The organism is Streptomyces sp. NBC_00659, from assembly GCF_036226925.1.
In the GTDB taxonomy this organism is placed as follows: domain Bacteria; phylum Actinomycetota; class Actinomycetes; order Streptomycetales; family Streptomycetaceae; genus Streptomyces.
Map to the genome: position 1 here is coordinate 8,095,473 of NZ_CP109031.1, position 18,498 is coordinate 8,113,970.

An 18,498-nucleotide genomic window follows, 5' to 3' on the forward strand; every position below is an offset into this window, starting at 1 on the left:
AAGGTCGGCGCGGTGATCATCACCATGGGCAACCGCCCCGACGAGCTCAGGGCCCTTCTCGACTCCGTCGCCAAGCAGGACGGCGACCGCGTCGAGGTGGTCGTGGTCGGCAACGGCTCACCCGTCCCGGACGTCCCCGCGGGGGTCCGGACCGTCGAGCTGCCCGAGAACCTCGGCATCCCCGGCGGCCGCAACGTCGGCATCGAGGCCTTCGGCCCCGGCGGCACCGACGTGGACGTCCTCCTCTTCCTGGACGACGACGGCCTGCTGGCCCACCACGACACGGCCGAACTGTGCCGCCGGGCCTTCGCCGACGACCCGGAGCTCGGCATCATCAGCTTCCGGATCGCCGACCCCGAGTCCGGTGAGACCCAGCGCCGCCACGTGCCGCGGCTGCGCGCCGCCGACCCGATGCGCTCCTCACGCGTCACCACGTTCCTCGGCGGCGCCAACGCGGTCCGTACGAAGGTCCTCGCCGAGGTCGGCGGACTCCCGGACGCGTTCTTCTACGCCCATGAGGAGACCGACCTGGCCTGGCGGGCCCTCGACGCCGGCTGGATGATCGACTACCGCTCCGACATGGTGCTGTACCACCCGACGACCGCCCCCTCGCGGCACGCGGTGTACCACCGGATGGTGGCCCGCAACCGCGTCTGGCTCGCGCGCCGCAACCTTCCCGCACCACTCGTCCCGGTCTACCTCGGCGTCTGGATGCTCCTGACGCTGCTGCGCCGCCCCTCGCGGGCCGCGCTGCGGGCCTGGTTCGGTGGATTCAGGGAAGGCTGGAGGAGTCCCTGCGGACCGAGGCGTCCCATGAGGTGGCGCACGGTGTGGCGGCTGACCCGACTGGGCCGGCCTCCGGTCATCTGACAAGCTCGACCCTGAGAGCACTCGGGCCCTACCCGGTTCCCGGCTCATGCCCACGTTCCAACCGGCTGTGCGCATCTTGAAGACGAAAGTTCCCCTTGTGAGTGAGACCACGCATGACGGCGGAGTCGCGGTGAGCGACCGGCCGTCGCCCGATGACGGGCTTTCCGCGGCCGAACTGGCCGCCAAGTACGGCCTCGCGGTCAGCGGCGCCCGGCCCGGGCTGGGCCAGTACGTGCGTCAGCTGTGGGGCCGGCGGCACTTCATCCTCGCCTTCTCGCAGGCGAAGCTCACCGCCCAGTACAGCCAGGCCAAGCTGGGCCAGCTCTGGCAGGTGGTGACGCCGCTGCTCAACGCGTTCGTCTACTTCCTGATCTTCGGGCTGATCTTGAAGGCCAACCGCGGCGTTCCACACGACGTGTACATCCCGTTCCTGGTGACCGGCGTCTTCGTGTTCACCTTCACGCAGAACTCGGTCATGGCGGGTGTGCGGGCGATCTCGGGCAACCTGGGACTGGTGCGCGCGCTGCACTTCCCGCGTGCCTCGCTGCCGATCTCGTTCGCCCTCCAGCAGCTCCAGCAGCTGCTCTTCTCGATGATCGTGCTGTTCATCGTGGCGATCGGCTTCGGCAGCTACCCGGGCCTGTCCTGGCTGCTGATCGTCCCGGTGCTGTTCCTGCAATTCCTGTTCAACACCGGCCTCGCGCTGATCGTGGCGCGGATGGGCGCGAAGACGCCCGACCTCGCCCAGCTCATGCCGTTCATCCTGCGCACCTGGATGTACGCCTCCGGTGTCATGTTCTCCATCAGCGCCATGCTGGCCAGCCGCCCCGAATGGATCGCCCGCGTGCTGCAGGCGAACCCGGCCGCCGTCTACATGGAGCTGATGCGCTTCGCGCTCATCGACGGCTACGGCTCCTCCAACCTGCCGCCGCACGTGTGGGCCCTCGCCGTCTTCTGGGCCGTGGGCACGGCCGTCGGCGGGTTCGTCTACTTCTGGAAGGCTGAAGAGAGGTACGGCCGTGGCTGAGCTCGAGCAGAGGTCGCACATCCCGACCGTCATCGCGGACGAACTGCACATCGTGTACCGCGTGAACGGCGCCAAGACCGGCAAGGGCAGCGCCACATCCGCCCTCAGCCGCATCATCAAGCGCGGCGAGGAGCGCGGTGTCCGCAAGGTGCACGCCGTCAGAGGTGTCTCCTTCACCGCGTACCGGGGCGAGGCCATCGGACTGATCGGCTCGAACGGCTCCGGCAAGTCCACGCTGCTGCGGGCCATCGCCGGTCTGCTTCCCGCGGAGAAGGGCAAGGTCTTCACCGACGGCCAGCCCTCGCTGCTCGGCGTGAACGCGGCCCTGATGAACGACCTCACCGGCGAGCGGAACGTCATCCTGGGCGGTCTCGCCATGGGCATGTCCCGTGATCAGGTCAGGGAGCGCTACCAGGAGATCGTCGACTTCTCGGGCATCAACGAGAAGGGCGACTTCATCACCCTGCCGATGCGGACGTACTCCTCCGGCATGGCGGCCCGGCTGCGCTTCTCGATCGCGGCGGCCAAGGACCACGACGTGCTGATGATCGACGAGGCCCTCGCGACCGGAGACCGCTCCTTCCAGAAGCGGTCCGAGGCGCGCATCCGCGAGCTGCGCAAGAGCGCGGGCACGGTGTTCCTGGTGAGCCACAACAACAAGTCGATCCGCGACACCTGCGACCGCGTGCTGTGGCTGGAGCACGGCGAGCTGCGCATGGACGGCCCGACCGCGGACGTCCTCAAGGAGTACGAGAAGTTCACGGGCAAGTAGCCCGATTCGCCCAGGACAGGATCAGGGCCCCGCCGGAACTCTCCGGCGGGGCCCTGCGTCTGCAAAGGAAACGTCAACTCCCGTCGGCGCGAGGAATCTTGACGCCAATCGGTGTGTTGTTGTGATGTGCAGGACACCCCGGCGGAGTGTGCCGCGTTGTACAACGTAAGCTGTACCGGTGCTGAAACGCGTCAAGTAGGGCGATAATACGCGACACCTGGCACCGTCACGCCGAGCGGATCTTCGGGCGGCGTGTCCGAAATGGGCAGTGTTGGGTCGGCAGTGTAGAACGGGAGATGTGACGGCAATGGCTACGGTGACCCTCCAGCTCCGCGATGCGTGTGCCGTCCTCGCGCCGGGCGGCGAGCGGTGACCCAAGCCGGGACGGCCCGCACCGGCGATCCGGAGCGCGGCACCCTCGACAAAGCCGCGGACGAGAACTTCCCCGTGGCCCCGTTCTTCCTGCCCAGGGCCTGGCGCGACGACCTGATGGCCGTCTACGGCTTCGCCCGCCTCGTGGACGACATCGGTGACGGCGATCTCGCCCCCGGCGGCGCCGACGCCCGTCTCCTCGGCGTGCCGGCCGCGGACGCCGACGACCGTCTGGTCCTGCTCGACGCACTCGAAGCCGATCTTCACCGCGTGTTCGACTCGACCCCGAGCCACCCCCTGCTGCGCCGGCTGCGCCCCACGGTCCACCGCGCGGGTCTGACCCCCGAGCCCTTCCTCGGCCTGATCGCGGCCAACCGCCAGGACCAGCTCGTCAAGCGGTACGAGACCTACGACGATCTGCTCGCCTACTGTGAACTCTCCGCGAACCCCGTCGGCCGTCTGGTCCTCTCCGTCACCGGAACGTCCACGCCCGAGCGGATCCGCCGCTCCGACGCGGTGTGCACGGCGCTCCAGATCGTCGAGCACCTCCAGGACGTGGCCGAGGACCTCGGCCGCGACCGCGTCTACCTGCCCGCCGAGGACATGAAGCGCTTTCACGTCGTCGAAGCGGATCTCGCCGTCCCCACAGCAGGCGCATCGGTGCGAGCACTGGTTGCATACGAAGCAGAACGCGCCTTGAACCTCCTGAATGAAGGCACCCCCCTCGTGGGTAGCGTCCACGGCAGGCTGAAACTGCTGCTCGCGGGGTTCGTCGCGGGGGGGAAGGCGGCGATCGGCGCGATCGCCGCCGCCGAATACGACGTACTTCCCGGCCCGCCCAAGCCCGGCAAGCTCCAGCTGCTGCGCGAGGTGGGAGTGACTCTGCGAGGAGAGGGGTGATCCGGACCGTGGAGTCGGAACAGCGCGTGTCCGCACCGGTACTCGCCGCGTACAGCTACTGCGAGGCGGTGACCGGTCAGCAGGCTCGTAATTTCGCGTACGGCATCAGGCTTCTGCCGACGTCCAAGCGCCGCGCGATGTCGGCGCTCTACGCGTTCTCCCGGCGCGTCGACGACATCGGCGACGGCACGCTGGCACCGGACGTGAAGGCGTCGCGCCTGGAGGAGACCCGGGCGCTGCTCGCCCGCGTCCGGGCGGGCGACGTCGCCGAGGACGACACCGACCCGGTCGCGGTCGCCCTCAGCCACACCGCCGGGTACTTCCCGGTGCCCCTCGGGGGCCTGGACGAGCTCATCGACGGCGTGCTGATGGACGTGCGCGGTGAGACGTACGAGACCTGGGACGACCTGAAGGTCTACTGCCGGTGCGTGGCCGGAGCGATCGGGCGGCTCTCGCTCGGGGTCTTCGGCACCGAGCCGGGGGCGCGTGGCGCGGAGCGCGCGCCGGAGTACGCCGACACGCTCGGGCTCGCGCTCCAGCTCACGAACATCCTGCGGGACGTCCGCGAGGACGCCGAGGGCGGGCGCACCTATCTGCCCGCCGACGACCTGGCCAAGTTCGGCTGCTCGGCCGGGTTCGCCGGGCCGACTCCACCGCCGGGCTCGGACTTCGCGGGTCTCGTGCACTTCGAGGTACGGCGGGCGCGTGCCCTCTTCGCGGAGGGCTACCGACTGCTGCCCATGCTGGACCGGCGCAGCGGCGCCTGTGTCGCGGCCATGGCGGGCATCTACCGGCGTCTTCTCGACCGCATCGAGCGCGAGCCGGAGGCCGTGCTGCGCGGCCGGGTGTCCCTGCCGGGACGCGAGAAGGCGTACGTCGCCGTGCGCGGCCTCTCCGGCCTCGATGCCCGGCACGTCTCCCGCCGTACGGTCCGGAGGCGTGTCTGATGGGCACCAGGGGCCGCGGTGACGCGGCCGGCGAAAAGCGGCAGGCAACCCTCCGGAGCCGGGTGGCGTCCCTGACTGCAACGGCCTGCCGTGGAGCGTTCGACGACCCCGGCGCGGTCGCAGGGGAGGGTGCGTCATGAGCGAGGTCGAGTCCACGGACGACTCCGGCCGGACCACCGCCGTGGTGATCGGCGGAGGGCTCGCCGGGATCACCGCCGCGCTCGCGCTGGCCGACGCCGGGCTCCGGGTGACCCTGCTCGAAGGCAGGCCGCGCCTCGGCGGTCTCGCGTTCTCCTTCCAGCGCGGCGAACTCACCGTGGACAACGGACAGCATGTCTTCCTGCGCTGCTGCACCGCCTACCGCTGGTTCCTCGACCGCGTCGACGGGACCGCGCTCGCGCCTCTGCAGGATCGTCTCGACGTGCCCGTTCTCGACGCGGAGGCACCGCCGGGACGACGGCTCGGCAGAATCGGCCGGAGCGCGCTGCCCGTACCGCTGCACCTCGCGCGCAGCCTCGCGACCTATCAGCACCTCTCGCTCGCCGAGCGTGCCAAGGTCGGCCGTGCCGCGCTCGCGCTCAAGGGGCTGGACCTCAAGGATCCGGCGCTCGACGCGCAGAACTTCGGCGACTGGCTCGCCGGGCACGGTCAGTCGCGACGTGCCGTCGAAGCACTGTGGGACCTCGTGGGGGTCGCCACCCTCAACGCGGTGGCCCAGGACTCCTCGCTCGGGCTCGCCGCGATGGTGTTCAAGACGGGTCTGCTGTCCGACCCGGGCGCGGCCGACATCGGCTGGGCGCGCGTCCCGCTGGGCGAACTGCATGACACCCTGGCCCGCAAGGCGCTCGACTCCGCGGGCGTACGTACCGAGATCCGTACACGCGTCACCTCCGTCTCCCCTTACGAGAACGGCCGTTGGAGCGTTCAGGTTCCCGGCGAGCGCATCGATGCCGACACCGTCGTCCTCGCCGTACCCCAGCGCGAGGCCCACGAGCTCCTGCCCGAGGGAGCGCTCGACGCCCCCGAGCGCCTTCTGGACATCGGCACCGCGCCGATCCTCAACGTCCACGTCGTCTACGACCGCAAGGTCCTCACCGCGCCCTTCTTCGCGGCCCTGGGCTCCCCGGTGCAGTGGGTCTTCGACCGCACCGAGGCCTCCGGGCTCCGGGAGGGGCAGTACCTGGCGCTGTCGCAGTCGGCCGCCCAGGACGAGATCGACGAGCCCGTCGCCGTGCTCCGGGAGCGGTATCTGCCGGAGCTGGAGCGGCTGCTGCCCGGTGCGCGCGGCGCCGGGGTGAAGGACTTCTTCGTGACCCGGGAGCGCACCGCGACGTTCGCTCCCGCCCCGGGCGTCGGGCTGCTGCGGCCCGGTGCCCGTACCAAGGCTCCCGGCCTGTACCTGGCCGGAGCGTGGACCGCCACAGGGTGGCCCGCGACCATGGAGAGTGCGGTTCGCAGTGGAGTCGGTGCGGCTGAGGCCGCGCTGGGCGCCCTGGGCCGGCCCCGCGACCACCTCCTCGGACTCTTCGAGGAGGCGGCATGACGCTCGACCGGAGCATGGCAGGTCCCCGCACCCCCGGTTCCGCAACAAGAGGAGAGATTGTGCCCACTGTGCCCACGGCCGAAACGGCTGCCGACGCGGTGGACGTGACCGCGCTCCTGGAGCGCGGCCGGACCCTGGCCACACCGGTGCTCAAGGCGGCTGTCGGCCGGCTGGCACCGCCCATGGACACCGTCGCCGCCTACCACTTCGGCTGGATCGACGCCGAGGGCAACCCCGCGGACGGCGACGGCGGCAAGGCGGTGCGCCCCGCGCTCGCCGTGCTCTCCGCGCAGGCCGCCGGCGCGGCCCCCGAGGTGGGCGTCCCCGGCGCGGTCGCCGTCGAGCTGGTGCACAACTTCTCGCTGCTGCACGACGACCTGATGGACGGCGACGAACAGCGCCGCCACCGCGACACGGTCTGGAAGGTGCACGGCCCCGCCCAGGCGATCCTGGTCGGCGACGCCCTGTTCGCGCTGGCCAACGAGGTCCTGCTGGAGCTCGGCACCGTCGAGGCCGGCCGGGCCACCCGGCGTCTGACCACCGCCACCCGGGCCCTGATCGACGGCCAGGCCCAGGACATCTCCTACGAGCACCGCGACCGCGTCAGCGTCGAGGAGTGCCTGGAGATGGAGGGCAACAAGACGGGCGCCCTGCTCGCCTGTGCCTGTTCCATCGGCGCGGTCCTCGGCGGCGCCGACGACCTCACCGCCGACACGCTGGAGCGCTACGGCTACCACCTCGGCCTGGCCTTCCAGGCCGTCGACGACCTCCTCGGCATCTGGGGCGACCCGGAGGCCACCGGAAAGCAGACCTGGAGCGATCTGCGCCAGCGCAAGAAGTCCCTGCCGGTCGTGGCCGCGCTCGCGGCGAGCGGCCCCGCCTCCGAGCGGCTCGGCGAGCTGCTCGCCGAGGACGCCAAGGCCAGTGACTTCGAGAACTTCTCCGAGGAGGAGTTCGCCGTGCGCGCCGCGCTCATCGAGGAGGCGGGCGGCCGCGAGTGGACCGCCCAGGAGGCACGCCGCCAGCACGCGATCGCCATCGAGGCGCTGGACGCCGTACCGATGCCCGAGCAGGTACGCGCCCAGCTCGTGGCGCTGGCCGACTTCGTCGTCGTGCGGAAGAGATGATCGTTATCGGTCGAATAAACCTCGCGTAGTCGCCGGCCGGTGCCTTCCCCAAGCTTCGAACCTCGTTCGAGCGGGGGGATATCGATCCGAACGAACGCACCGGCCGACGGCGGACCCACAGCAGAGACACACCACTGCACGAAGGGGAAGCCATGACAGCGACGACCGACGGAAGCACCGGGGCCCTGCCGCCCCGCGCTGCCTCGGCCAGCGAAACCCGGTATCGGACCATTCCCGAGGCGGCCGGGACAGTCGAGACCCGAGACGCCGCCACGCGCGCCATGGAGCGCGCCACGGACTTCCTGCTCGCGCGGCAGGACGCCCAGGGCTGGTGGAAGGGCGACCTCGAGACGAACGTCACCATGGACGCCGAGGACCTGCTGCTCCGTCAGTTCCTGGGAATCCGCGACGAGGCGATCACCCGCGGCGCGGCGCTGTTCATCCGCGGCGAGCAGCGCGAGGACGGCACGTGGGCCTCGTTCTACGGCGGTCCGGGCGAGATCTCCACCACCATCGAGGCGTACGTCGCCCTGCGGCTGGCCGGGGACGCCCCGGACGACCCGCACATGGCGAAGGCGTCCGCGTGGATCCGCGAGCGCGGCGGGATCGCCGCGGCCCGTGTCTTCACCCGGATCTGGCTCGCCCTCTTCGGCTGGTGGAAGTGGGACGACCTGCCCGAACTCCCGCCGGAGCTCATCTACTTCCCGAAGTGGATGCCGCTGAACATCTACGACTTCGGGTGCTGGGCGCGGCAGACCATCGTGCCGCTCACCGTCGTCTCGGCGACGCGTCCGGTGCGCCCCGCGCCGTTCCCGCTGGACGAACTGCACACCGACGCGCGCAACCCCAACCCGGTCGGACCGCTCGCCCCCGTGACCAGTTGGGACGGCGCCTTCCAGCGTCTGGACAAGGCGCTGCACCAGTACCGCAGGGTCGCGCCGCGCGCCCTGCGCAGAGCGGCGATGAACACGGCCGGCCGCTGGATCATCGAGCGCCAGGAGAACGACGGCTGCTGGGGAGGCATCCAGCCGCCCGCCGTCTACTCGGTCATCGCGCTGCATCTGCTCGGCTACGACCTCGAACACCCGGTGATGCGCGCGGGGTTGGCCTCGCTGGACCGTTTCGCCGTGTGGCGCGACGACGGCGCGCGGATGATCGAGGCGTGTCAGTCGCCGGTGTGGGACACCTGCCTGGCCACCATCGCGCTGGCCGACGCGGGAGTGCCCGCCGACCACCCGCAGCTCGTCAAGGCCGTGGACTGGATGCTCGGGGAGGAGATCGTCCGGCCCGGCGACTGGTCGGTCAAGCGGCCCCAACTGCCGCCGGGCGGGTGGGCGTTCGAGTTCCACAACGACAACTACCCCGACATCGACGACACCGCGGAGGTCGTCCTCGCACTGCGCCGCGTCCGGCACCACGACCCGGACCGCGTCGAGAACGCCATCGGACGCGGGGTCCGCTGGAATCTCGGCATGCAGTCCAAGGACGGCGGCTGGGGCGCGTTCGACGTCGACAACACCAGTGCCTTTCCCAACCGGCTGCCGTTCTGCGACTTCGGGGAGGTGATCGACCCGCCCTCCGCGGACGTGACGGCGCACGTGGTGGAGATGCTGGCGGTCGAGGGGCTCACCCATGACCCGCGTACCCGCCGGGGCATCGAGTGGCTGCTCTCCCATCAGGAGCCGAACGGCTCCTGGTTCGGGCGCTGGGGCGTCAACTACGTCTACGGCACAGGGTCCGTGGTCCCGGCGCTCGCGGCGGCGGGACTGCCCGGCTCGCACCCGGCGATCCGCCGGGCGGTGGCCTGGCTGGAGTCCGTGCAGAACGAGGACGGAGGCTGGGGCGAGGACATGCGCTCCTACGACGACATCGCCGGATGGAGCGGACGCGGCGCCTCGACCGCCTCGCAGACCGGCTGGGCCCTGCTCGCCCTGCTCGCCGCGGGGGAGCACGACTCCAAGGCCGCCGAGCGCGGGGTGGTCTGGCTCGCGGAGACGCAGCTGCCCGACGGCACCTGGGACGAGCCGTACTTCACGGGGACCGGCTTCCCGTGGGACTTCTCGATCAACTACCACCTCTACCGCCACGTCTTCCCGCTCACCGCGCTCGGCCGCTACGTCCACGGAGAGCCCTTCTCCGCGGCCGAGGGGGGCTGATATGGACAGGACGCCCGCCCCGGCCCCGCTTCTGATCGCCTGCGCGCTCGGCATCGAGCACCTCGCCCTGCGCAGTGGCGACCGGAGCGGCGCTGGCGGGCCGGTCACCGTGCTGCGTACCGGCATGGGACCCAGGGCCGCCGACCGGTCGGTCACCCGGGTGCTGGCCGACCCGGCGCTGGCCACGGCGTCCGTGCTCGCCACCGGCTTCTGCGCGGGGCTCGCCCCGGGCATGCACCCCGGTGACCTGGTCGTCGCCGAGGAGACCCGCGACCCGGGCGGCACCACACCGTGTGTGGGCACCGATCTGCTGGTCAAGGAACTCGCCCGCACCGTGCCGGGCCGCACCGTCCACACGGGGCCGCTCACCGGCTCCGATCACGTGGTCCGCGGTCACGAGCGCTCCGGTCTGCTCGCGACCGGAGCCATCGCCGTCGACATGGAGTCGGCGGCCACATTGCTCGGCGCGGTCCGCTCGGGAACCCGTCCCGTTGCGGCCGTCCGGGTGGTCGTGGATGCTCCAGAACATGAACTCGTCCGAATCGGCACGTTTCGCGGTGGAATATCAGCCTTCCGCGTTCTTCGTTCCGTTCTTCCCGCTTTTTTCGAATGGCACCGTTCTTTGTCGCTCCCTCGGAGGTGAGCCGTATGGCCATGCCGCTTCGGCAGTCCATGAAGGTCGCTGCATACCTGTTTGAACAGAAGCTAAGGAAGCGGGACAAGTTCGCCCTGCTCGTCGAGCTGGAACCGCTCTTCGCCTGCAACCTCGCGTGCGAGGGCTGCGGCAAGATCCAGCACCCCGCCGGTGTGCTCAAGCAGCGCATGCCGGTCGCCCAGGCGGTGGGCGCGGTCCTCGAATCCGGTGCGCCGATGGTGTCCATCGCCGGCGGTGAGCCGCTGATGCACCCTCAGATCGACGAGATCGTGCGGCAGTTGGTGGCGAAGAAGAAGTTCGTCTTCCTCTGCACCAACGCGATGCTGCTGCGCAAGAAGATGGACAAGTTCAAGCCCTCGCCGTACTTCGCCTGGGCCGTCCACATCGACGGGCTGCGCGAACGGCACGACGAGTCCGTCGCGAAGGAAGGTGTCTTCGACGAGGCGGTCGCGGCCATCAAGGAGGCCAAGCGCCGCGGCTTCCGCGTCACCACGAACTCGACCTTCTTCAACACCGACACCCCGCAGACCATCATCGAGGTGCTGAACTACCTCAACGACGACCTGAAGGTCGACGAGATGATGCTCTCGCCCGCCTACGCCTACGAGAAGGCCCCCGACCAGGAGCACTTCCTCGGCGTCCAGCAGACCCGGGAACTGTTCAAGAAGGCCTTCGCGGGCGGCAACCGGCGCCGCTGGAGGCTCAACCAGAGCCCGCTCTTCCTGGACTTCCTGGAGGGCAAGGTCGACTTCCCGTGCACCGCGTGGGCGATCCCGAGCTACTCGCTCTTCGGCTGGCAGAAGCCCTGCTACCTGATGAGCGACGGCTACGTGCAGACGTACAAGCAGCTCCTGGAGGAGACCGACTGGGACTCCTACGGCCGCGGCAAGGACGACCGGTGCGCCAACTGCATGGCGCACTGCGGCTACGAGCCGACGGCGGTCCTGGCCACCATGGGCTCCCTCAAGGAATCCATCCGGGCCGCCCGCGAGACCTTCACGGAAAGCCGCGGGTGACGTCATGACCGCCGTTTCCCTGGGCCTCCCAGAGGTACCGCTCCGGCCGATCGCGGAGCGCCGTGTGTCGCGGCGGATCCAGGTCGGACCGGTGGCGGTCGGCGGCGGGGCGCCCGTGTCCGTCCAGTCGATGACCACGACCCGTACGTCGGACATCGGCGCCACACTCCAGCAGATCGCCGAACTGACCGCGTCCGGCTGCCAGATCGTCCGTGTCGCCTGCCCCACGCAGGACGACGCGGACGCGCTCGCGACCATCGCCGAGAAGTCGCAGATCCCGGTGATCGCGGACATCCACTTCCAGCCGAAGTACGTGTTCGCGGCGATCGACGCGGGCTGCGCGGCGGTACGCGTGAACCCCGGCAACATCAAACAGTTCGACGACAAGGTGAAGGAGATCGCGCGGGCCGCGAGGGACGCGGGGATCCCGATCCGTATCGGGGTGAACGCGGGCTCGCTCGACAGGCGGCTGCTGGAGAAATACGGCAAGGCGACGCCCGAGGCGCTCGTCGAGTCGGCGCTGTGGGAGGCGTCGCTCTTCGAGGAGCACGGGTTCCGGGACATCAAGATCTCGGTGAAGCACAACGACCCGGTGGTCATGGTCAACGCCTACCGGCAGCTGGCCGCCCAGTGCGACTACCCGCTGCACCTCGGGGTGACCGAGGCGGGTCCGGCGTTCCAGGGGACCATCAAGTCGGCCGTGGCGTTCGGGGCGCTGCTCAGTGAGGGCATCGGGGACACCATCAGGGTCTCCCTGAGCGCGCCGCCCGCCGAGGAGTGCAAGGTCGGCATCCAGATCCTGGAGTCGCTCGGACTGCGGCAGCGACGGCTGGAGATCGTCTCCTGCCCGTCCTGCGGGCGGGCCCAGGTCGATGTGTACAAGCTGGCCGACGAGGTCACGGCCGGCCTGGAGGGCATGGAGGTCCCGTTGCGCGTCGCCGTCATGGGCTGCGTCGTCAACGGTCCCGGCGAGGCACGGGAGGCGGACCTGGGGGTCGCCTCCGGCAATGGCAAGGGGCAGATCTTCGTCAAGGGCGAGGTCATCAAGACCGTCCCCGAGTCGAAGATCGTCGAGACGCTCATCGATGAGGCGATGAAGATCGCCGAGCAGATGGAGAACGACGGCGTCGCGTCCGGGGAACCGGCCGTCACCGTGAGCTGATCAGCACGGACCGAGAGGGGGCCCGACGTGACGATTCTGGAGAACATCCGGGGACCACGCGACCTGAAGGCGCTGTCCGAGGCGGAAATCGGTGAACTGGCCGAAGAGGTGAGGGAGTTCCTGGTGCACGCGGTCGCCAGGACCGGCGGTCACCTCGGACCCAACCTGGGAGTGGTGGAGCTGTCCATCGCCCTCCACCGGGTCTTCGAGTCGCCCTTCGACCGCATCCTGTGGGACACCGGCCATCAGAGCTACGTACACAAACTGCTGACAGGGCGTCAGGACTTCTCCAAGCTGCGCGGCAAGGGCGGCCTCTCCGGCTATCCCTCCCGCGAGGAGTCCGAGCACGACGTCATCGAGAACAGCCACGCCTCGACGGCGCTCGGCTGGGCCGACGGGCTCGCCAAGGCCCGCCAGGTGCAAGGCGAGAAGGGCCACGTCGTCGCGGTCATCGGCGACGGCGCCCTGACCGGGGGCATGGCGTGGGAGGCGCTGAACAACATCGCCGCGGCCAAGGACCGGCCCCTGATCATCGTCGTCAACGACAATGAACGCTCGTACGCCCCCACCATCGGCGGCCTCGCCAACCACCTCGCGACCCTGCGGACCACCGACAGCTACGAGCGGGTCCTCGCCTGGGGCAAGGACGTCCTGCTGCGCACCCCCCTCGTCGGCAACACGATCTACGAGTCGCTGCACGGCGCGAAGAAGGGCTTCAAGGACGCGTTCGCGCCGCAGGGCATGTTCGAGGACCTCGGGCTCAAGTACGTCGGTCCCATCGACGGTCACGACGTGGGAGCCGTGGAGTCCGCGTTGCGCCGGGCGAAACGCTTCCACGGGCCCGTGCTCGTCCACTGCCTGACGGAGAAGGGGCGCGGCTACGAACCCGCGCTCGCGCACGAGGAGGACCACTTCCACACGGTCGGCGTGATGGACCCGCTCACCTGCGAGCCCCTCGCACCGTCCAACGGCCCTTCCTGGACCTCCGTGTTCGGCGACGAGATCGTCAGGATCGGCGAGGAGCGGGCGGACGTCGTGGCCATCACGGCGGCCATGCTGCATCCGGTCGGGCTCGGGAAGTTCGCCGAGCGGTTCCCCGACCGGGTGTGGGACGTCGGCATCGCCGAGCAGCATGCCACGGTGTCCGCGGCCGGACTCGCGACCGGCGGTCTGCATCCCGTCGTCGCCGTGTACGCGACCTTCCTCAACCGGGCCTTCGACCAGCTCCTCATGGACGTCGCGCTGCACCGCTGCGGTGTGACCTTCGTCCTCGACCGGGCCGGGGTCACCGGTGTCGACGGCGCCTCGCACAACGGCATGTGGGACATGTCGATCCTCCAGGTCGTGCCCGGCCTCAGGATCGCCGCTCCGCGCGACGCCGACCAGTTGAGGGCCCAGCTCCGGGAGGCGGTCGCCGTGGACGACGCGCCGACCCTGATCCGCTTCCCGAAGGAGTCCGTCGGTCCGGTGATCCCCGCGGTGGACCATGTGGGCGGGCTCGACGTCCTGCACCGGGGCGAGCGCCCGGAGGTCCTGCTCGTCGCGGTCGGCGTCATGGCCCAGGTCTGCCTCCAGACCGCCGACCTGCTTCAGGCCCGCGGCATCGGCTGCACGGTCGTCGACCCGCGCTGGGTCAAGCCCGTCGACCCGGCGCTGCCCCACCTCGCCGCCGAACACCGGCTCGTCGCCGTCGTCGAGGACAACAGCAGGGCCTCGGGTGTCGGCGCCGCCGTCTCGCTGGCCCTCGGGGACGCCGAAGTCGACGTGCCCGTAAGACGGTTCGGCATCCCCGAGCAGTTCCTCGCGCACGCCAAGCGGTCCGAGGTGCTCGCCGACATCGGGCTCACGCCCGTGGAGATCGCCGGACGGATCAGCGCCGGGCTGGCCATCAGGGACGAGCGGGCCAAGGCCGCGTACGAGCCGATCGAGGCCGCCGACCGGCCGGCCGAGAAAGCGTCGTCCAAGGAGAAACAGGAATGACCGACCCTGCCCAGAAGGGGGAGTTCGACCTCGGCGCGCTCCTCGCCGAGCGCGGAGCCGAGCGCTACGAACTGCACACGAAGTACCTGAACCACCAGCTCCCGCGCATGCTGCACACCATCGGCTTCGACAAGGTCTACGAGCGTGCCGAGGGCGCGCACTTCTGGGACGCCGACGGCAACGACTACCTGGACATGCTCGCCGGGTTCGGGGTGATGGGCCTCGGCCGCCATCACCCCGTCGTCCGGCGGGCGTTGCACGACGTCCTGGACGCCTCGCTCGCCGACCTCACCCGCTTCGACTGCCAGCCGCTGCCGGGCCTGCTCGCGGAGCGGCTGCTCACCCACAGCCCGCACCTGGACCGGGTGTTCTTCGGCAACAGCGGCACGGAGGCGGTCGAGACCGCGCTGAAGTTCGCCCGGTACGCCACCGGCCGACCGCGGATCCTGTACTGCGCGCACGCCTTCCACGGGCTGACCACCGGTTCCCTGTCCGTGAACGGCGAGGACGGCTTCCGCGACGGCTTCGCACCGCTGCTCCCCGACACGGCGGTCCCGCTCGGTGATCTGGACGCCCTGGCAAGGGAGTTGAAGAAAGGCGACGTCGCCGCGCTCATCGTGGAGCCGATCCAGGGGAAGGGCGTCCACGAGTCCCCGCCCGGATATCTGCGCGCCGCCCAGGAGCTGCTGCACCGGCACAAGGCACTGCTCATCGCGGACGAGGTGCAGACCGGGCTCGGCCGGACCGGGGACTTCTACGCCTACCAGCACGAGGAGGGCGTCGAACCGGACCTGGTGTGCGTGGCCAAGGCGCTCTCCGGCGGCTATGTGCCGGTGGGCGCGACCCTCGGAAAGGACTGGATCTTCAAGAAGGTCTACTCCTCCATGGACCGGGTCCTCGTGCACTCGGCGAGCTTCGGTTCCAACGCGCAGGCCATGGCGGCGGGGCTCGCGGTGCTCTCCGTGATGGAGAACGAGCAGATCGTCGCCAACGCCCGGATCACCGGAGAACGGCTGAAGTCCCGGTTGGCGGCCCTGGTCGACCGCTACGAGCTGCTCAGCGACGTACGCGGCCGGGGTCTGATGATCGGCATCGAGTTCGGCCGGCCCACGTCGCTCAAGCTGCGCGGCCGCTGGACGATGCTGCAGGCCGCGCGCAAGGGTCTGTTCGCGCAGATGGTCGTCGTGCCGCTGCTCCAGCGGCACCGCATCCTCACCCAGGTCTCCGGCGACCACCTGGAGGTGATCAAGCTGATCCCGCCGCTGGTCATCGACGAGCGGGACGTCGACCGGTTCGTGGAGGCCTTCACCGCGGTGATGGAGGACGCGCACAACGGCGGCGGGCTGATGTGGGACTTCGGGAAGACGCTGGTGAAGCAGGCGGTGGCGAACCGCTGAGACCCGGCCGGACCGGCGGCCGCCGCGAGGCCTCGCGGGTGTGATCGGCGAGGCGGCCCGGTGCGGTCGGCGAAGCCGCGTGGGTGCGTTGGACCGTGTCCGGCGAGGTTCTTTGCCTCTGGGGCAAGAAAATTGCCCCAGAGGTAATTGTTTGGCTCAATGGTCCTATGAGCCCTGCCGACACAGGGGCGGCCGACGAGCCGTCCGCCGAGCTGCACGCCGTGGCGCCGCGGCTCCGCGCCCTGCGCCGCAGCGCCTCCCTCACGCTGGAGGCAGCCGCCCGCGCGGCCGGACTCTCGCCCGCCCATCTCTCCCGGCTGGAGACCGGACAGCGCCAGCCCTCGCTGCCGATGCTGCTCACGCTGGCCCGTGTCTACGGTACGACGGTCTCGGAGCTGCTCGGCGAGGCGGTCCCCGACCGTGACGCGATCGTACGGGCCGCCGCCATGGAACCGGCCCCGGCCGGGGGCTGGACCTACTGGCAGGCGGGCTCCGCGGGCCGCGGCATGCAGGCACTGCGCGTGCACGTCCCCTACGGTTCGCAGGGCGACATCGTGCGCGTCCACCCGGGCGAGGAGTGGCTGTACGTCCTCCGGGGGCGGCTCAGTCTGCGCCTCGGGGACACCGCGCACGTCCTCGCTCCGGGAGACAGCGCCCACTTCGACTCGCTGACCCCGCACCGCATCGCCGCCGCCGAACGCGACGGAGCCGAGCTCCTCTTCGTACACACCCTGCTGCAGAGCCCCGTCGCCGCGCTGTGCCTCGGCCCGGCGACGGGCCACCCCACCTCGGGAGAGACGTCATGACCGAACCCACAGAACGCCGCCGCTCCATGGAGGACAGGTTCCCGCGCGCCCTGTGGGTGCGGCTGATCATCTACGTCGCCGTCGGCCACCTGTTCGCGGCCTTCATCTATCTGCTCTTCACGCTGGGCGCGCAGAACCAGTAGAGAGCCCGGTCCCGGCGGGCGGCTCAGTCCAGGAGCCGCCCGCGCAGGCGCTCCCGCAGCTCCGGCGTCAGTCCCAGCCCCTGCTCCAGATAGACCTCGACGCTGCCCCAGGTCTCCTCGATCGTCTCGAAGGCGGCTGTCAGGTACACGGGCCGCGCGTCGAACAGCGGGCTGAGCAGTTCCATCACCTCGGGGGAGTACGCGCCGGCCGAGGAGTTGTTGCGGTGCACCTTGTAACGGCGGTGCGCGGCGTTCGACTCCAGGTAGTCGGCCACGATCGCCTCGCGCTCGACGCCGAGGGCGAGCAGGGTGATCGCGATGGACAACCCGGCGCGGTCCTTGCCCGCCGCGCAGTGCATCAGCGCGGGCACGCTGTCGTCGGCCAGGGCGTGCAGTACCCGGGAGTGCTCGGCCGTGCGCTCCTTGATGATCGTGCGGTAGGAGTTGATCATCCGGTTCTCGGCCTTGCCGTCGCCGAGGATCGCGCGCAGCTGGTCGAGATCGCCGTCGCGGACCATCTTCCAGAACTCGCTGCCGTCCGCCGGGTCGCTCAGCGGGAGGTTCACGTTCCGCACGCCCGGAAGTTCGACGTCCGGGCCCTCCAGTTTCTGGTCCGCGGCATTACGGAAGTCGAAGACCGTGTGGAGCCCCAGAGAGGCGAGGAACGCGGCGTCCTCCTCCGTGGCGTGGGCGAGGTGGCCGCTGCGGAACAGGTGCCCATAACGCACTCGCCGGCCGTCCGCGGTGGGCAGTCCGCCCACGTCGCGGAAGTTGCGCACTCCGCCGAGTTCGGGCTCGGTCGACGGGACCTGCTGCGTCACGGGGGCTCCTCCCATTCGGCCGCCGGCGTCGCCGTGCTGGACTCGGCGCCGCTCGTCGGCAGTTGTACCGGCTCGCGCTCTCGACGATACGACATGGGTTCCTCGGGCAATGAGTTGTCCACAGCCGAAGCCTTCCGGGCGGAACGCCCTGGAAGCGGCGCATTGCGGCATCTGATGTCGAATGAGTGTTCGAATCCTGTACTGGATCAACCGCGCGCCTCCGGCCGCATCGGCCCCATGGGGCAATTGAGGCGAAACGAGGCATTTAGAAGTGTTGTTTTGTGCTCCATTCCGACCAGAGGGTCGAATGGGCTGGATATCCGCCCGTGCAGCTTCTGTCTGTTCTGTCCGAATAGGCACCTTCATGGCAACTGGCCCTGGAATAGGGCGCCCTGGGGTGAGTCGCGTGAGGAGCGTCATATTCGTGACGATGCGTTGCCGTCCTCATTTCTCAACCCGCCCGGATTTTCAGGTGGGTTGAGAAGTCGGGAAGATCGTCACTCCACGGAGGGTGACGGCGGTTTCCGCATGGATCAAGAAAGGCGAGCGCACAGAAACCGCACATAGTTGTCGACGCGCTCTCATGTCGCTTACGTTCTGCCTCAATCCGGACGGACGCCCAATCCTGCCGCCGCCCGGAATCCGCACACTCACCCGTACACGGCAGGAGCGGGGGACCCACAGGTTCCGCGCCTGGACCGGTTCTTTTTCCGGAACAGGCTAGGGGTACAGCCGCGCAGCAGCGTGGCCGGGCATCTCCAGCCCGCACCCGACAGCTCACCCCGCAGGCGCCGGAGAGGAATT

The 18,498-nt window shown here is 69.9% G+C and carries 17 protein-coding genes and 1 riboswitch; of the genes, 16 read left to right on the plus strand and 1 reads right to left on the minus strand.

Annotated features, from left to right (window positions below; genetic code table 11):
* Positions 1-24: 24 nt before the first annotated feature.
* From OG410_RS35370 to OG410_RS35440, 16 genes are all read left to right on the plus strand, one after another.
* On the plus strand, positions 25-870 hold the full coding sequence (locus OG410_RS35370; protein ID WP_387301319.1) for a glycosyltransferase family 2 protein: 846 nt from the start codon (positions 25-27) through the stop codon (positions 868-870).
* A 97-nt stretch (positions 871-967) separates the two neighbouring features.
* Positions 968-1,897, plus strand: a complete 930-nt coding sequence (locus OG410_RS35375) for an ABC transporter permease (protein ID WP_329302867.1) — start codon at positions 968-970, stop codon at positions 1,895-1,897.
* Entirely contained in the window at positions 1,872-2,669 is a 798-nt protein-coding gene (locus OG410_RS35380; RefSeq protein ID WP_443063933.1) for an ABC transporter ATP-binding protein, read from the plus strand. Before OG410_RS35375 ends, OG410_RS35380 begins: the two co-directional genes overlap by 26 nt.
* Before the next feature lie 369 nt (positions 2,670-3,038).
* On the plus strand, positions 3,039-3,941 hold the full coding sequence (gene hpnC / locus OG410_RS35385) for a squalene synthase HpnC (protein WP_329302869.1): 903 nt from the start codon (positions 3,039-3,041) through the stop codon (positions 3,939-3,941).
* Entirely contained in the window at positions 3,938-4,888 is a 951-nt protein-coding gene (gene hpnD / locus OG410_RS35390) for a presqualene diphosphate synthase HpnD (protein ID WP_329302870.1), read from the plus strand. Before hpnC ends, hpnD begins: the two co-directional genes overlap by 4 nt.
* Complete coding sequence (locus OG410_RS42710; RefSeq protein ID WP_443063837.1) at positions 4,888-5,028, plus strand: DUF6380 family protein; 141 nt, start codon at positions 4,888-4,890, stop codon at positions 5,026-5,028. Before hpnD ends, OG410_RS42710 begins: the two co-directional genes overlap by 1 nt.
* Positions 5,025-6,431, plus strand: coding sequence for a hydroxysqualene dehydroxylase HpnE (gene hpnE, locus OG410_RS35395; RefSeq protein ID WP_329302871.1), 1,407 nt, complete (start codon positions 5,025-5,027; stop codon positions 6,429-6,431). Before OG410_RS42710 ends, hpnE begins: the two co-directional genes overlap by 4 nt.
* Positions 6,428-7,558, plus strand: coding sequence for a polyprenyl synthetase family protein (locus OG410_RS35400; protein WP_329302872.1), 1,131 nt, complete (start codon positions 6,428-6,430; stop codon positions 7,556-7,558). Before hpnE ends, OG410_RS35400 begins: the two co-directional genes overlap by 4 nt.
* Before the next feature lie 152 nt (positions 7,559-7,710).
* Entirely contained in the window at positions 7,711-9,714 is a 2,004-nt protein-coding gene (gene shc / locus OG410_RS35405) for a squalene--hopene cyclase (protein WP_329302873.1), read from the plus strand.
* A 1-nt stretch (position 9,715) separates the two neighbouring features.
* A complete protein-coding gene (locus tag OG410_RS35410; protein WP_329302874.1) occupies positions 9,716-10,357 on the plus strand; it encodes a phosphorylase family protein in 642 nt (213 codons plus the stop codon).
* A gap of 5 nt (positions 10,358-10,362) precedes the next feature.
* The gene (gene hpnH / locus OG410_RS35415; protein ID WP_261706226.1) at positions 10,363-11,385 is read left to right on the plus strand and encodes an adenosyl-hopene transferase HpnH; all 1,023 of its coding nucleotides are present in this window, start codon (positions 10,363-10,365) and stop codon (positions 11,383-11,385) included.
* Positions 11,386-11,389: 4 nt separating this feature from the next.
* Entirely contained in the window at positions 11,390-12,547 is a 1,158-nt protein-coding gene (ispG, locus tag OG410_RS35420) for a flavodoxin-dependent (E)-4-hydroxy-3-methylbut-2-enyl-diphosphate synthase (protein ID WP_329302875.1), read from the plus strand.
* Positions 12,548-12,574: 27 nt separating this feature from the next.
* Positions 12,575-14,527, plus strand: a complete 1,953-nt coding sequence (gene dxs, locus OG410_RS35425; RefSeq protein ID WP_329302876.1) for a 1-deoxy-D-xylulose-5-phosphate synthase — start codon at positions 12,575-12,577, stop codon at positions 14,525-14,527.
* Positions 14,524-15,924: an aspartate aminotransferase family protein gene (locus OG410_RS35430; RefSeq protein WP_329302877.1), complete on the plus strand. Its 1,401-nt coding sequence runs from the start codon at positions 14,524-14,526 to the stop codon at positions 15,922-15,924. Before dxs ends, OG410_RS35430 begins: the two co-directional genes overlap by 4 nt.
* A gap of 167 nt (positions 15,925-16,091) precedes the next feature.
* Positions 16,092-16,730 (plus strand): helix-turn-helix domain-containing protein, encoded by a 639-nt coding sequence (locus tag OG410_RS35435; RefSeq protein WP_328672765.1) that lies wholly within the window; start codon positions 16,092-16,094, stop codon positions 16,728-16,730.
* 26 nt (positions 16,731-16,756) lie between these two features.
* Positions 16,757-16,873: a DUF6126 family protein gene (locus tag OG410_RS35440; RefSeq protein WP_037618597.1), complete on the plus strand. Its 117-nt coding sequence runs from the start codon at positions 16,757-16,759 to the stop codon at positions 16,871-16,873.
* 23 nt (positions 16,874-16,896) lie between these two features.
* Here OG410_RS35440 and OG410_RS35445 read toward each other — a convergent pair whose 3' ends face one another.
* Positions 16,897-17,694 carry a tyrosine-protein phosphatase gene (locus OG410_RS35445; protein ID WP_329302878.1) on the minus strand — a complete coding sequence of 266 codons (798 nt, stop codon included), beginning with the start codon at positions 17,692-17,694 and terminating at the stop codon, positions 16,897-16,899.
* Positions 17,695-18,335: 641 nt separating this feature from the next.
* Positions 18,336-18,498: riboswitch (cyclic di-AMP (ydaO/yuaA leader) on the plus strand.

Coding starts and splice junctions, on each gene's coding strand:
- OG410_RS35370 (WP_387301319.1), top strand. CDS start 25: ATGGGCAACCGCCCCGACGAGCTCAGGGCCCTTCTCGACTCCGTCGCC.
- shc (WP_329302873.1), top strand. CDS start 7,711: ATGACAGCGACGACCGACGGAAGCACCGGGGCCCTGCCGCCCCGCGCT.
- OG410_RS35400 (WP_329302872.1), top strand. CDS start 6,428: ATGACGCTCGACCGGAGCATGGCAGGTCCCCGCACCCCCGGTTCCGCA.
- OG410_RS42710 (WP_443063837.1), top strand. CDS start 4,888: ATGGGCACCAGGGGCCGCGGTGACGCGGCCGGCGAAAAGCGGCAGGCA.
- hpnE (WP_329302871.1), top strand. CDS start 5,025: ATGAGCGAGGTCGAGTCCACGGACGACTCCGGCCGGACCACCGCCGTG.
- OG410_RS35430 (WP_329302877.1), top strand. CDS start 14,524: ATGACCGACCCTGCCCAGAAGGGGGAGTTCGACCTCGGCGCGCTCCTC.
- OG410_RS35435 (WP_328672765.1), top strand. CDS start 16,092: ATGAGCCCTGCCGACACAGGGGCGGCCGACGAGCCGTCCGCCGAGCTG.
- OG410_RS35440 (WP_037618597.1), top strand. CDS start 16,757: ATGGAGGACAGGTTCCCGCGCGCCCTGTGGGTGCGGCTGATCATCTAC.
- OG410_RS35410 (WP_329302874.1), top strand. CDS start 9,716: ATGGACAGGACGCCCGCCCCGGCCCCGCTTCTGATCGCCTGCGCGCTC.
- ispG (WP_329302875.1), top strand. CDS start 11,390: ATGACCGCCGTTTCCCTGGGCCTCCCAGAGGTACCGCTCCGGCCGATC.
- hpnH (WP_261706226.1), top strand. CDS start 10,363: ATGGCCATGCCGCTTCGGCAGTCCATGAAGGTCGCTGCATACCTGTTT.